Source organism: Bradyrhizobium tropiciagri (genome assembly GCF_018130505.1).
GTDB classification, from domain to species: domain Bacteria; phylum Pseudomonadota; class Alphaproteobacteria; order Rhizobiales; family Xanthobacteraceae; genus Bradyrhizobium; species Bradyrhizobium tropiciagri_B.
Genome location: NZ_JAFCKH010000004.1, coordinates 569,702 through 583,062, shown reverse-complemented (window position 1 = coordinate 583,062; position 13,361 = coordinate 569,702). Strand labels below are relative to the sequence as shown.

Sequence of the window (13,361 nt, the reverse complement as noted above, 5' to 3'; positions counted from 1 at the left end):
CGCTCAGGCCGAGATCGCCTTGGCGGAGCCGACCTGGTTGCGCAGCAGGAATTTCTGGATCTTGCCGGTCGAGGTCTTCGGGATCACGCCGAACACGACCGCCTTCGGGGTCTTGAAGCCCGACATGTGTTCGCGGCAATAGGCGATGATCTCGGCCTCGGTGGCCTTGGCGCCGTCCTTCAATTCGAGGAAGGCGCAGGGCACTTCGCCCCATTTCGGGTCGGGCTTGGCCACTACGGCGGCGAACAGCACGGCCGGGTGCTTGTAGAGGATGTCCTCGACCTCGACGGAGGAGACGTTCTCGCCGCCGGAGATGATGATGTCCTTGGAGCGATCCTTGATGATGACGTAGCCGTCCGCGTCGAGCACGCCGAGATCGCCGGTGTGAAACCAGCCGCCGGCGAAGGCTTCCTGCGTCGCCTTCGCGTTCTTCAGATAGCCCTTCATCACGATGTTGCCGCGGAACATGACCTCGCCGATGGTCTCGCCGTCGCGCGGCACCTCGCGCATGGTCTCCGGATCGAGCACCGTGACGCCTTCCTGCAGCGGATAGGAGACGCCCTGGCGCCGCTTCAACTGCGCGCGCTGGTCGGCCGACAGTTCGTCCCAGCCGGGCTGCTCGGCGCAGACCGAAGCGGGGCCATAGACCTCGGTCAGGCCGTAGACATGGGTGAGCTTGACGCCGATCCGCTCGGCGCCTTCGAGCACCGCGACCGGCGGCGCTGCGCCCGCGATCAGCCCGACCACTGGCTTCGCCTTGGCGCCGGTGGGCGCATCGGGTGCATTGATCAGCGTGTTGTAGACGATCGGCGCGCCGCACATGTGGGTGACGCCGTGCTTGGGGATCAATTCAAAGATCTTCGCCGGATCGACCTTGCGCAGGCAGACATTGACGCCGGCCGCCGCCGCGATGGTCCACGGGAAGCACCAGCCGTTGCAGTGGAACATCGGCAGCGTCCAGAGATAGACCGGATGCTGGCCGAGATTGCCGGCGAGGATGTTGCTGACGGCGTTCAGATACGCGCCGCGGTGATGCGTCACGACGCCCTTCGGATTGCCTGTGGTGCCCGAAGTGTAGCTCAGCGCGATCGCGTCCCATTCGTCGGCCGGCGGCCGCTCGACGAAAGCAGGGTCGCCCGCCGCGACCGCGGCTTCATACTCGATCTCGCCGATCCGCTTGCCGCCGGTGAACGCCGCATCGTCGACGTCGACCACGAACGGTTTTGCGCCCTTCATCAAAGTCAACGCTTCCGCGATCACGCCGGAAAACTCGGGATCGACGAGGATAATCCTGGCGCCGCCATGGTCGAGCTGGAACGCGATCGACGCCGCATCGAGACGGATGTTGAGCGCGTTCAGCACCGCGCCGGTCATCGGCACCGCGAAATGCAGCTCGTTCATCGCCGGAATGTTCGGCAGCATCGCAGCGACCGTATCGCCGTGGCCGATGCCGCGGCCGGCAAGCCAGGACGCAAACCGCCTGCAGCGCTCGAAGGTCTGCTTCCAGGTGAAGCTGCGGCCCTCATAGACCGTGCTGACGTGGTCGGGATAGACCGCCGCCGAGCGCGCCAGGAAGCTCAGCGGCGTCAGCGGCACGTAATTGGCCGGCGTCTTGTCCAGTCCGATTGAGTACTGATTTTGAGCTGCACTCATGGCTCGATCTCACCTGAAAAAATCTACAGGAAGCCGATCGATATCCAGGGGAAGATGGCGACGATGATCAGGCCGATCAACAGCGCCAGCATGTAACCCCAGATCGGCCGGATACCCTCGGCCGGATCGACGCGCCCAATGGCGCAGGCGGCATAATAGCCGACCCCGAACGGCGGCGCGAATAATCCGATGCCCATCGCCAGGATGATGATCATGGCGTAGTGCACCTCGTGGACGCCGACCGTCTTGGCGATCGGAAACAGCAAGGGCCCGAACAGCACGATGGCCGGAATGCCCTCGAGCACGCTGCCGAGCACCACGAAGGCCAGGATCGAGACCGCAATGAAGGTCGCCGACCCGCCCGGCAGGCCGGTCATTGCCGCTGCCAGCGCGCGCGAGAAGCCGGACTGGGTCAGGCCCCAGGCCATGCCGGTCGCGGTGCCGATGATGAACAGGATCGCCCCGGACAGGCAGGCTGTCTCGACCAGCATCGGCAGCAGCCGCCGCCAGCTGAACTGACGGTAGATCAGAAGGCCGATGATGAAGGCGTACACGATGCCGATGGTCGAGACTTCGGTCGCAGTGGCGATGCCCTCGACCACGGCGTAGCGGATCACAAAGGGCAGGGCCAATGCGGGCAGGGCGAACACCAGCGCCTTGCCGATCTCGCTGCCGGTAGCGCGCTGGACGTGGCTGAGGTCCTCGCCGCGATAGCGCCACCACACCAGCGCCGACAGCGTGATCGCCAGCACCACGCCCGGCAGCAGGCCGCCGGTGAACAGCGCAGAGATCGAGACGCCGGTCACCGAGCCGATCGTGATCAGCACGAGGCTCGGCGGGATGGTTTCGGTCTGCGCGCCGGTGGCGGCGAGCAGGGCGACCAGATCGCCCGGCTTGGCGCCGCGCTCCTTCATTTCCGGGAACAGCACCGGCGCGACGGCGGCCATGTCGGCGGCCTTCGAGCCCGAGATGCCCGACACCAGGTACATCGCGCCGACCAGCACGTAATGCAGGCCGCCGCGGACATGACCGAGCAGGCTCGCCAGGAACGCCACCATGGCCCGCGCCATGCCGGTCATCTCGATCAACAAGCCGAGGAACACGAACAGCGGCACTGCCAGCAGGATCAGGTGGCTCATGCCCTCGTCCATCCGGCCGACCAGCACCATCAGCGGGGTCCGCGTCGTCAGCGCCAGATAGCCGAACACCGCCATGCCGAAGGCAAAGCCGATCGGCACGCCGGCGAATACGCAGAAGCCGACCACGCCGACGAAGAAGATCACGAGGTTAAGGTTGCCGAGCGGCCTCAGCATCGGCTGCGCCAGCCAGAACAGCCCGACCAGCGCCACGACCGTGATCGCGGCCAGCAGCAGCGTCTTGAGGTCGCTGACCCGCGCCAGCCGCAGCAGCGCGAAGGCTGCCATCAGGCAGGTGCCGACCGGCAGCGCCGCGGCACGCCAGGTGTTCGAGATCTGCAGCGCCGGCGTCGTGATGAAGCTTTCCTCGTAGGCGTATTCATAGGCCGGATGCGCGATCAGGATCAGGAACGCCAGCGCCGCGCAGGTCGCGACGACGTCGAGATAGGCGCGCAGCGCCGGCCCGGCGCTCGCCACACCCGCGGTCATCCGCATATGCTCGCCGCGGCGGAACGCCACCGCCGAGCCGAGCATGGCCAGCCACAGGAACAGGATCGAGGCCAACTCGTCGGACCAGATCAGCGGCGTGTGCAGCACGTAACGCGCCACCACGCCTGCGAACAGGATGACGACCTCGGCGACGACCAGGATCGCCGCCGGGATCTCGACCAGAAGCCCGAGCGCCGCGTCGATCGAACCCAGCACGGAACGGCGGCGAGGGGACTTCGATGCCGCCTCGCCGGCCACGGCCGGCGTCATTTCGACATGAGCCATAGCAAGTCTCCCGCTGGCTAGTCTCCTGCTCGACTAATCAGGACAGTTTGCCGACGGACTTTTCCAGGAGCTCCCAGGCCTTCTCGCCGTACTTGCCCTTCCACTCGGCATAGAAGCCGGCGGCGCGCAGCTTGTCGCGGAACGGCCCGACTTCGGGCTGGTTGAACACGAGGCCCTTGCTCGCAAGCTCCTGCTTCACGGTGGCATTGAGCTTCTCGGTATCCTCGCGCTCCTTGACCGCCGCCGCGTTGACGTTCTTGGCGACGATGGTCTTGATGTCGGCCGGCAGCGCCGCCCAGGCGCGACGGTTCATCAGGAACCAGAAGCCGTCCCACATATGGTTGGTCAGCGAGCAGTATTTCTGCACTTCGTACAGCTTGGCCGCCGAGATCAGCGCCAGTGGGTTCTCCTGGCCTTCGACGATCTTGGTCTGCAGCGCCGAATAAACCTCGCTGAAATTGATCGAGGCGGGCGAGGCATCGAACGCCTTGAACATCGAGGTCCACAGCGGCGACACCGGCACGCGGATCTTGAAACCCTTGAGGTCATCAGGTCCGGTGATCGGCTTGGTCGACGACGTGGTCTGGCGGAAGCCGTTGTCCCAGATCTTGTCCATGACCTCGAGGCCGGCCTTGTTGATCTCGCCGCGCACATACGCGCCGAGGTCGCCGTCCATGGCCTTCCAGACCGTGGGATAATCAGGGAATGCGAAGCCGATGCCGTTGATCGAGGCCGCCGGCACCAGGGTCGCCAGGATCAGGCCGGACAGCGTGAAGAACTCGACGCCGCCGGAGCGCACCTGGCTCAGCATGTCGGTATCGGAACCAAGCTGGCTGTTCGGGAACACCTGCAGGTCAAACCGGCCGTTGGTCTCGGTCTTGATCGCCGCCGCCATCTCCCGAGCGCGCGCCACGAACGGGTGCGACTCCGGCAGGTTGTTGGCGAACTTGTACGAGAACTCGGCGGTCTGGGCGCGCGCCACATAAGGTGCGCCGACGCCGCCGAGGACGGCGGAAGCGGCGGTGGCCTTCAGCAGCGTGCGTCGTGAAAAGCTCATTGGTGTCTCCCTCGAGAGGCTTGTTGTTGTTCTGAGATGCCAATCCTATACGGACCTGATGCCGCGGGGTCACCAGCGATCTCTGCGTAACGCCCCGCGCTTATTGCAGCGTCGGCACGCCGCGGCAATATCGGCTTTGAGATGAGGCGGTGCCCGATCGTCGACTTGTCGATATGCCGCCAGCGGCGTTCGGATCGGCCTAGGCGCGGCGGATCGGTCCAGCGCATACAGTTCGGACCCAGTGCGAACATTTTCCACTAAATATCTGATCTAATTGTACATATAAATATTCCATAATATACCTTATGCGAATTAGATATGTAGCAAGGCTGGCACGCTTGGGCTCAGACCGTTGTTGCTCCCCCATCAGACCGACGCGCTTTGCGGGACATGACTGGGCGCGCCGTCCTCGCCCTAATCTGGTCGAGCCAAAGGCACTGGCATCCGAGTCAACGGTGCTGCGCGCCGACGATTGCGCTGCCTTTCCCAAGGCTTCGGCAACGGTCATCACCTGATCAACAAGTCCTGCAGGACTACTTCGCCTCGGCGAGCATCGGCGGATCGTAGCAGCAGGCGTCGGTCGAAACTCCGATGCTGCAGCCGCTCGCCGACAACGCATCCCTCACCACCTCCACTGTCAGGCGGCGCAGCCATACGGAGCGGCTATCGGCCTGGTCGACACGACGATAAAGCATGGTCACCACGTCTGCCGGCAGCTCGAACGGCAGTTCCGAAATCGTCAGATCGTGCTGCTGCGCCATGTGGCGGGCCACGTATTCCGGGACAGTCGCGATGGCCGGGAGCGCCTGCAACGTCATCGGCAGAGCGGAGAACCGCGGCACCGTCCCTACCACCTGGCGACGATGGCCGAGGCCCGCAAGCGCTGCATCGACATTGGTCGTGCTGGAACCGTCAGTCGAGACGGTCACGTGCGGCGCGGCGCTGAAATGCTTCAGGCCAAGCGGCGCGGGATACGCCAAATGACGCCCGTCGTAGATGCAGAGCGCGGTCTGTTCGAACAGCGGTGCGCGGACATGCCAAGAGGACGGCTCGTCATGCACGGCGATACTGAAATCGTAAGCCCCCTCGTCCAGCAACCGAGCGGCATTCGGCCCGTCGAAGGCCACGATGACCAGCCTTGCATGCCGCGCTTCCCGATGCAGCCGCGCAAGCAGCGGTCCGAAAAATGACGCTTCAAGATTGTCGCACGTGGCGATGCGCAACTCGCCCCGCCAGTCCGCCGGATCGAATGCGTCCAGCGGCCGAAGGGCACGCTCGATGCCGGAAAGAGCATCCTCGATCGCTGGCGCAATAGACAGCGCCCGCGGCGTCGGTTGCAAGCTGCGGCCGACGCGCACGAACAATTCGTCGCCCAGCGTCTCGCGGAGCCGCCGGAGTGCAGCGGAAAGACCTGGCTGGCCCAGCAACAGTCGCTCGGCCGCGCGGCTCACGTTCCGCTCCTGCATCAGGACGGAGAAGCCAGCAACAGATTGAGATCGATTTTTCGCAGTATCGCATCATTCATCATCACCAGTAATACCTAGCATATCTACTATCAATTTGAAATGGGGTTTGGGCACGCGCATTTTCTCGTTCGCTGCCGCTTCCCGCTCGCAACCTCCCGAGAGCCGGCAGATCGAAACAAACGATCCCAACCGATAGAAAGAAACGATCCCGATGACTTCTTTGTTCGACAGCTATGATCTAGGTGGTGGCCTTCACCTCAATAACCGTGTCGTCATGCCACCGATGACCCGCACGCGCACGACCGAGGGAGAGCTGCCGACTGATGGCGACGTCCCCAATGCGTTGATGGCCAAGTATTACGGCCAGCGGGCAAGCGCCGGCCTTATCATTGCAGAGCCAGGCGACATCGACCAGTCCGCCCATGGCTACGCGCGCACACCGGGCCATCACTCGAAAGCCCAAATGCAGGGCTGGCGCCTTGTGACCGATGAGGTTCACCGTCATGGCGGCACGATTTTCACCCAAATCTGGCATGTCGGCAGGCTCGCCCATTCCTCGATTCTGCCAAATGGCCAGGCCCCGGTCGGGGTGACCGCAGAACGGGCGGAGACTTCGCAGGTGTTCGCCCACGGTCCGGACGGAAAGCTGCGGTTCATGACCCCCGATACGCCAAGGGCCCTCAGCACGGACGAGGTGGCGGCCATGGCCAGCACCTTCGCCAAAGCTGCCGCCAACGCACGAGCTGCCGGCGCAGACGGTGTCGAAATCCATGGAGCTAACGGCTATATTTTCGAGCAATTCATGAACTCGGTGCTTAACACACGCACCGACCGCTACGGCGGCGACGTGGAAGGCCGCGCGCGTTTCCTGATGGAAGTCGTCGAAGCGGTCGTGGCTGAGTGCGGGCCGGGTCGCGTGGGTGTTCGCCTATCTCCGTTCGGCAGTTACGGCGACATCCCGAAGGATCCACTTGTTGAAGAGACGTTCCTCTATGTCGTCGAGCAACTGGGGCGCCGCGGCGTGGCCTATATCCATCTAGTCTATGAACTGCTGCCCACTGGAAATATGGAAACCGGAGTGTTCAACCCGCCGGAATATCTCGACCACGCTCTCCTGACCAAGGCCCGGGCGGTATTCCCTGGCGCCTTCATCTGGTGCGGCGGCTTTACGAACAAGGAGCGCGCTCAGGCCGCGCTCGACACTGGGCTCGTGGACCTGATCGCGTTCGGCAGGACATATATCGCCAACCCAGACCTCGTTGAGCGCATCCGTAATGGCTGGCGCTTGGCAGAACCTGATCGGGCGGGCTTCTATACCCGCAATGGCGAGGTTGGTTACACCGACTACCCCAAATATTCGGACGAGACTGCCGCAACCAGCGCCGCCTGACCGAATGATGGGCTGACACAAGTCCCTACTTGGTCGGCCCTGCAAAATCCATCCACCGAACCCGGCCAGCCGGCCGACGCCGGCTTCAGCGCTCCCGTTGCGATTGCGAGCGCTGAAGCCAGCGTGAGAAGAGCCGGCTGACCCGACACGATCGCCTGACGTTATTCCGCGGCCGCCATCAACTGGCCGCGGAAGTAGCTGATCGTTCGCTCGAGCCCGTCCCTGAGATCAATCGTCGGCTCCCAGCCGAGCACCGCGCGGGCCAGCGAGATGTCCGGCTGGCGCTGGCGCGGATCGTCCGACGGCAGCGGCGCGAACACCAGCCTGCTGCGTGACCGCGTCATCGCGACCACCTGCTCGGCCAGTTCGCGAATGGTGAACTCGCGCGGATTGCCGATGTTGATCGGCCCCGTGAAATCGTTCGGCGTGTTCATCGTCCGGATCATCGCCTCGATGAGGTCATCGACATAGCAGAAGCTGCGGGTCTGGCTGCCGTCTCCATAGAGCGTGATGTCGTTGCCCCCGAGCGCCTGAACGATGAAGTTCGACACGACGCGGCCGTCATTGGGGTGCATGCGAGGGCCGTAGGTATTGAAGATCCGCACGACCTTGATCTTCAGGCCATGCTGGCGCCAGTAGTCGAAAAACAGGGTCTCGGCGCAGCGCTTGCCCTCGTCGTAGCAGGAGCGCACGCCGACCGGATTGACGTGCCCCCAATAGGATTCGACCTGCGGGTGGATCTCCGGATCGCCGTAGACCTCCGACGTCGAGGCCTGGAGGATCTTCGCCTTCACGCGCTTGGCGAGCCCGAGCATGTTGATGGCGCCGTGCACGCTGGTCTTGGTGGTCTGCACCGGATCGAACTGGTAATGGATCGGCGACGCAGGACACGCCAGATTGTAGATCTGGTCCACCTCGACGTAGAGCGGGAACGTCACATCGTGCCGCATCATCTCGAACCGGGGATTGCCGATCAGATGGGCGATGTTGCTCCTGCTTCCGGTGAAGTAGTTGTCGACGCAAAGCACATCATGGCCCTGCCCGACCAACCGCTCGCACAGATGCGAGCCGAGAAATCCGGCGCCGCCGGTCACCAACACCTTTGGCACGTCACTCTCTCCTCATGCCCGAGCTTGATGCCGGTTGCCAGATCCATGGCTGTCGAGCTGCGGAAACGTAATTCGCAACATGCGAGCAATCGCCGCTCTGTGAGCCGAATACGGTCCACTGCGTGACCTTCCAGACGGCGTGGCGGCGTAGCGACGCGCCGGCGATAACGCAGTTGTTCCACGGCGCCACGACGAACTGGATGTCGTAACAGCCCGGCACGATGTTGGAGACGGTAAAGCCGCGCGAAGGAGGCAACGCCCCGGCCAGCTGGTTCGGGCCCCACTGCCCTGCTCCACACGGCGATACGTAGAGTTGCTGCAGCGGAACGTTCGACCCGTTGACGATGGTGAAGTCGGCGGCACGCGCGGCCGAACAGGACACCGCCGCCAACGCGGTCAAGATGAGCTGCCGATACCGTGTCTGATGCATGTGAGATGACGCGCTGCGGACATTCTTTGCAGTCTTCTGCCGCCGAGAAAGCATAACACCTACATCTTGCAGATTTGTGGCATTGCTCGTTGTAATTGTTTCGTCCGATGTGCTGTCGGTGAATGGCTGCACGGCACGCCTCATGCTGTCTTGCGACGCCAGAATGCGTGCACCGTCAGGTTGACCTTCAGGAGCGGATCGGCGGATGCTCGCTCGCCGGATCCGCCGGGCTGCATCAGCAAGGCGTCGACGAAAACGTAGGGCGTGCCGCTTTCAAGGCGATAAAGCAGCACCTGCAGTGCCGACAGCGTCGCGTTCAAGGAGATCTGAAGCTTGATCGCATCGCTCTTGTCGTCGCGATCGGCCGGAACTCCCGACGAAACCAGCACCGCGTGCTGTCCGGCCACGAGTTCGGAGAGATAAGCCTGGAACTGTGCCGTGGCGAGACCGCTGGTCGGCGCATCGAGGAACGCGATCACGGGGGCCGGCAGATTCCTGGTCTGCACACGCCGGTTCGCGGCCGGCCGCGAACGCGCTTCGAGCGCTGCAAGCTGATCGCGCTGCTCGTCGAGGCGCTGCAATGCGCCGGACCGTGCCTGCAGCGATCCGGCCACGACGACCAGCGAGATCGTGAGCAGCGCGCACAGCGCGCCGACCGCAAGGAGCTGGTCTCGATCGACGTTGAATTTGAGCTTCGGCTTGAACACCCTCACTCTCCATCGATCCTGAAGCGCGGCTCCACCCGAGCCTCGATGTGGAACACGAAGCGACCGCCCTCGGCATTGCGGGTCGTCGGCGCGAAGAAGTGCGCGTCCTTGAAGTGCCCGGAACGCTCCAGCGGCGCGATCAACGACGGCGCATCGTCGGCAAGGCCCACGATGCGCAGCGTCTCCCCGTCTATGTTCAATTCCGTGAGGTAGGACGTCTCGGGCAGCGTCCGCGCCAGCGCCTCGATGACGACCACCGCAACCGGCGACGTCTCCTTGAGCGCTCGCGCCCGTTCGGCCGGGGCGAGCGCTGCGATCGACCCGCGCGACGAACTGCCCTTGATCTGGCGCTGCAACGTCGCGAGGCGCGCCTCGACCGCCTCGGTTTCGCTGTCGGCCGATGCAGCCGCCATGAAGGCCCAGACGCTCACGGCAAGGCTCAGGCCGACCGCTGCGACGAGCAGCCCGCCGATCATCCTGCGCGTCCGCGCAAGGCTGGTGTCGGTCGCATCGGCAAGGCGAGACCACAGCGTAATCGCCGGCGCTGCATCGGCGCGGCCGCCTCCCGCGACGACACGATCTATCCGAAGTCCCAGCGCGTCGAGCTGGCCGCAGACCTCGTCGAGCGTCGTGCGCGAGGCGGCGAGAACCTGCACGTTGAGAATGGCGGGATCCTCGCCGGCCACGACATGGAAGCCATAAGCGGCCTGGCTCGCGCGCCAGGGAAACAGCCGCTCGATCTGATTGCGCACGATGCCGGCCAGCAGATCGCGCGCCTGCGCGGGTACGCTCATCGCGCGCGAGACGACGTCGGAGGTGGCGAGTTCCAGAATGACGAAGGATTTCTGTGCGGCGCGGAGCATCTCATCCGGCAGTGCTGCACCGGCGGTCCCGGCCGCGGCGGCCGTCCTTACCGTTCTCCGTGCATCCGCGAGAACCCATTCGCCGCCATCCCTCGTGACCTTCATCCACTGCCGGGCACGGCGGCGCTCCTGCCAGCCGAGCCACAGGCGGGCCAGAATGTCGATCCAGCGCCGTATGATCGCGTCGATGCCCATCAGCGCAGCTCCAGCGATGCCACGGCGCCCGTCGCAGTGAACGGCGACACCGGAGTCCAGGCGAGAACCCGGTACGGCTGCTTGTCATCCGGGAGCACCACGATGAACGCCTTGGCCGCAGCGGTGTAGCCGTCGGTCGTGCTGGCCACGAGATCGACCGCAACGACGTGCTTCGGTCCAACCTTCAGATATTTCTGCGCCGGCCCGAGCACGAAGGCGAGCCGCTCGGGATCGGCAAACGGCTTGCTTCGCATATCGAGGAAGGTCTCGAGCCGCTCCGCGTCGAACGACGGCAACGCCCGCAGCACCGCAATCGGCGTGGTGAGCGGATTGACGGTTTCAGTTCCGAACACGGTGACCAGCGGCGCCATCGCAGCGATCCATTCCGGTTGCATGCCTGCGACATCGGCGAGCTGGCCGATGTCGGTGAACGGAGCGGCAGCGGCCGGCTGGTCGGGCTTACCGGCTGAGGTCGGCGGCTGCGTCGCATCGCTCGGCGGCGCCTGCGCCTCGCCCGGGCGGGGCTGCCGGTCCTTGTCGCGCATCGCGACGATCCGCTGTGCCACGGCGCCGGCATCGCCCTCCTCCGCGCCGACATAGCGCAGCAGCGACGCCAGCAATTCGACCGGCGCCTTTCCGATGTCGATGCGGCCGCCCTCGTCGCTCACGGTGATGCGTACCGATCCGGTCGCGAAGGAGAGCGTCGTGCCGCGCTCGGTCAGCTGAGCGTCCTTCAGGGCGGTGACGATGCCGGCGGCGGCTTCAAGTCCCCCGGTCAGCAGCCCATCGGCCTGCACGCGATCGCGGTCGATCCGGATGATGCCGACGAGGCTGCGAAACGTCGTCGACGTCGCCATGGCGAGCGCCGAGCACAGCGCAATCGCCCACAGCACTGCGAGCAACACCATGCCGCGCTGGGCGTGACGGCGGCTCATCCCCGGCCTCCCGCTGGCGTATCCTTCGCCGCAGTTGGTTCCTTCGTTGGCTCCTTGGCCGGTTCCGATTTGTCTCCGGTCGCGCATTTGGCACTGGCGCCGAGCTGGGCGCAGTCGATCGGCGCATCGGCGCGAACGGCGAACTGAAGACCGGGCAACAGATCGGCGCCGCTGGCACGGTCGCGAATGGTGAGCCGCACGAGCCGCGGCAGCAATTGCTGTCCGCTCCACGTCTGGCGCCAGGTCAACGTTCCGTCCGGACCCGGGCTGGCAAAGGCAAAGCTGATGTCCACCTGCCCTTCGATCAACCGAACCGGGTCCTGCAACAAGACGCTCGCGAACGGTATTTGCCGGCCGCGCCAACGGGCGCGGCGACGAACCAGATAGCTGACGTCATCGGTCCGCTCGACCTGCAGGCTGACCACCTCTTCGCTCCGGGTCCCGGCCACCGCCGCGCCGCCCGTGACGAACTTCACCTCGGTCGCATCGCCGTTGAACGCAGCGGTCGCATCGCCGCCGTCGGCGGACTGCTGCAGTTGACGGGCCGCCCCGAGGTCCGCGGCGATGCGGTCGACCGCGAGCAGCAGCTGGTCGGCTCGCCCGACCACAGCCGTCCTGCGGTCGAAATTCAGCGCGACGTTGTTGATCAGCGCCGCCGTCGCGATGATCACCGCGGATCCGATGGTCAGCGCGGCAAGCACCTCGATCAGCGTGAAGCCATGCGATGCACGGAAGCCCCGGCGAGCGGTTGCGGTCATTCCTCGCCCCCCAATCCGAGCCGCAGCGTATCGGCGCGGACCACCTGCCCCGGCCCCCACGATACCGACGCGACGAGATGGTATGCGATCCAGTTCGCGGGCTGGTCGCCTGCCGGCGGCTTCTTGTCCGCCGTGGCCGGCGCCGAGGCCTCGCGCCTGGGCACCATGGCGTCGATGAACATCGGCTCGGCGGTGACCGACCAGCGCAGCCCGGCGGTCTCCCCATCACGCGTTCCATTTGCGAGAACCGAACGGTCCAGCGGTGCATCGAGGATCGTGCGCAACAGGGTCTGGGCCGCGATGCGGCCGTCGATCTTGTCGGCGATGCGGCGCGCGTAGAACAGATGCGGGCCGAGCACGGACACGAACGCCAGCAGCAGCGCCAACGCCACCAGCGCCTCGATCAAGGTGAACCCGGCACGCGCCGCGCGAGGTTCAGGGTATATCGACCGCAACACGGCCGTTATACCAGTTGACGTCGACCTCATAGCGAACATTCTCCCAGGAGAACTTCAACACCGCGCCGGTGGAGGCACCATCCGGCGCGAACCGGACGACCGCCCGCCGTCCCGACCAACGCTCGTCCACACCGATCACGTCGACCACGACGTCGCGGGGAATCGCGATCGCCCCGCTCTGCCCGACCAGCGTCCGCGCGCTGCCGTCGAGCGATACGAACCGGCTCTGCCCGGTGAGAACCGCGGCAAGCCGTTCGCGCCGCAACAGCGCTGCGGTCTGCAGCGTCAATGCCTTCAGCTTGCCGCGCCCGGTGCCTGGAATCATCGTCACGACCAGCGAGGCCATCATCGAGACGATCAGCATCACCGCCATCATCTCGATCAGGGTGAAGCCCGCACAGGATCCGCTGGTGGTGGTTCGCGTCATCGG

12 protein-coding genes and 1 pseudogene are annotated in these 13,361 nt (G+C 65.0%); 1 reads left to right on the top strand and 12 read right to left on the bottom strand.

Annotated elements, in window-relative coordinates:
* Positions 1 to 3 precede the first annotated feature (3 nt).
* From JQ633_RS13450 to JQ633_RS13435, 4 genes and pseudogenes are all read right to left on the bottom strand, one after another.
* Positions 4 to 1,653: an acyl-CoA synthetase gene (locus tag JQ633_RS13450; protein ID WP_211985488.1), complete on the bottom strand. Its 1,650-nt coding sequence runs from the start codon at positions 1,651 to 1,653 to the stop codon at positions 4 to 6.
* Between the two features lie 23 nt (positions 1,654 to 1,676).
* On the bottom strand, positions 1,677 to 3,563 hold the full coding sequence (locus JQ633_RS13445; RefSeq protein ID WP_211985487.1) for a TRAP transporter large permease: 1,887 nt from the start codon (positions 3,561 to 3,563) through the stop codon (positions 1,677 to 1,679).
* A gap of 37 nt (positions 3,564 to 3,600) precedes the next feature.
* Positions 3,601 to 4,620 (bottom strand): TRAP transporter substrate-binding protein, encoded by a 1,020-nt coding sequence (locus tag JQ633_RS13440; protein ID WP_211985486.1) that lies wholly within the window; start codon positions 4,618 to 4,620, stop codon positions 3,601 to 3,603.
* A gap of 533 nt (positions 4,621 to 5,153) precedes the next feature.
* Positions 5,154 to 6,148, bottom strand: a pseudogene (locus tag JQ633_RS13435) (LysR family transcriptional regulator).
* Positions 6,149 to 6,297: 149 nt separating this feature from the next.
* Here JQ633_RS13435 and JQ633_RS13430 point away from each other — a divergent pair.
* The gene (locus JQ633_RS13430; RefSeq protein WP_211985485.1) at positions 6,298 to 7,476 is read left to right on the top strand and encodes an alkene reductase; all 1,179 of its coding nucleotides are present in this window, start codon (positions 6,298 to 6,300) and stop codon (positions 7,474 to 7,476) included.
* Between the two features lie 161 nt (positions 7,477 to 7,637).
* On the opposite strand, the gene JQ633_RS13425 is transcribed toward JQ633_RS13430, so the two are convergent.
* From JQ633_RS13425 to JQ633_RS13390, 8 genes are read right to left on the bottom strand one after another with little or no spacing between them, the layout of a single operon-like run.
* Complete coding sequence (locus tag JQ633_RS13425; protein ID WP_211985484.1) at positions 7,638 to 8,585, bottom strand: UDP-glucuronic acid decarboxylase family protein; 948 nt, start codon at positions 8,583 to 8,585, stop codon at positions 7,638 to 7,640.
* Position 8,586: 1 nt separating this feature from the next.
* Positions 8,587 to 9,147: a hypothetical protein gene (locus JQ633_RS13420; protein ID WP_211985483.1), complete on the bottom strand. Its 561-nt coding sequence runs from the start codon at positions 9,145 to 9,147 to the stop codon at positions 8,587 to 8,589.
* A gap of 8 nt (positions 9,148 to 9,155) precedes the next feature.
* Positions 9,156 to 9,722 carry a type II secretion system protein GspM gene (gspM, locus tag JQ633_RS13415; RefSeq protein WP_211985482.1) on the bottom strand — a complete coding sequence of 189 codons (567 nt, stop codon included), beginning with the start codon at positions 9,720 to 9,722 and terminating at the stop codon, positions 9,156 to 9,158.
* A gap of 2 nt (positions 9,723 to 9,724) precedes the next feature.
* The gene (locus tag JQ633_RS13410; RefSeq protein WP_211985481.1) at positions 9,725 to 10,780 is read right to left on the bottom strand and encodes a PilN domain-containing protein; all 1,056 of its coding nucleotides are present in this window, start codon (positions 10,778 to 10,780) and stop codon (positions 9,725 to 9,727) included.
* Positions 10,780 to 11,715, bottom strand: a complete 936-nt coding sequence (locus JQ633_RS13405; RefSeq protein ID WP_211985480.1) for a general secretion pathway protein GspK — start codon at positions 11,713 to 11,715, stop codon at positions 10,780 to 10,782. The genes JQ633_RS13410 and JQ633_RS13405 overlap by 1 nt, the downstream gene beginning before the upstream one ends.
* On the bottom strand, positions 11,712 to 12,473 hold the full coding sequence (locus tag JQ633_RS13400; RefSeq protein WP_211985479.1) for a PulJ/GspJ family protein: 762 nt from the start codon (positions 12,471 to 12,473) through the stop codon (positions 11,712 to 11,714). The genes JQ633_RS13405 and JQ633_RS13400 overlap by 4 nt, the downstream gene beginning before the upstream one ends.
* Positions 12,470 to 12,961: a prepilin-type N-terminal cleavage/methylation domain-containing protein gene (locus JQ633_RS13395; RefSeq protein ID WP_283812776.1), complete on the bottom strand. Its 492-nt coding sequence runs from the start codon at positions 12,959 to 12,961 to the stop codon at positions 12,470 to 12,472. Before JQ633_RS13395 ends, JQ633_RS13400 begins: the two co-directional genes overlap by 4 nt.
* The gene (locus tag JQ633_RS13390; RefSeq protein WP_211985477.1) at positions 12,909 to 13,358 is read right to left on the bottom strand and encodes a prepilin-type N-terminal cleavage/methylation domain-containing protein; all 450 of its coding nucleotides are present in this window, start codon (positions 13,356 to 13,358) and stop codon (positions 12,909 to 12,911) included. The genes JQ633_RS13395 and JQ633_RS13390 overlap by 53 nt, the downstream gene beginning before the upstream one ends.
* Positions 13,359 to 13,361 lie beyond the last annotated feature (3 nt).

Excerpts from the sequence above, each read along its gene's own strand:
- JQ633_RS13450 (WP_211985488.1), bottom strand. The coding sequence starts at position 1,653 with ATGAGTGCAGCTCAAAATCAGTACTCAATCGGACTGGACAAGACGCCG.
- JQ633_RS13445 (WP_211985487.1), bottom strand. The coding sequence starts at position 3,563 with ATGGCTCATGTCGAAATGACGCCGGCCGTGGCCGGCGAGGCGGCATCG.
- JQ633_RS13440 (WP_211985486.1), bottom strand. The coding sequence starts at position 4,620 with ATGAGCTTTTCACGACGCACGCTGCTGAAGGCCACCGCCGCTTCCGCC.
- JQ633_RS13430 (WP_211985485.1), top strand. The coding sequence starts at position 6,298 with ATGACTTCTTTGTTCGACAGCTATGATCTAGGTGGTGGCCTTCACCTC.
- JQ633_RS13410 (WP_211985481.1), bottom strand. The coding sequence starts at position 10,780 with ATGGGCATCGACGCGATCATACGGCGCTGGATCGACATTCTGGCCCGC.
- JQ633_RS13405 (WP_211985480.1), bottom strand. The coding sequence starts at position 11,715 with ATGAGCCGCCGTCACGCCCAGCGCGGCATGGTGTTGCTCGCAGTGCTG.
- JQ633_RS13400 (WP_211985479.1), bottom strand. The coding sequence starts at position 12,473 with ATGACCGCAACCGCTCGCCGGGGCTTCCGTGCATCGCATGGCTTCACG.
- JQ633_RS13395 (WP_283812776.1), bottom strand. The coding sequence starts at position 12,961 with ATGAGGTCGACGTCAACTGGTATAACGGCCGTGTTGCGGTCGATATAC.
- JQ633_RS13390 (WP_211985477.1), bottom strand. The coding sequence starts at position 13,358 with ATGACGCGAACCACCACCAGCGGATCCTGTGCGGGCTTCACCCTGATC.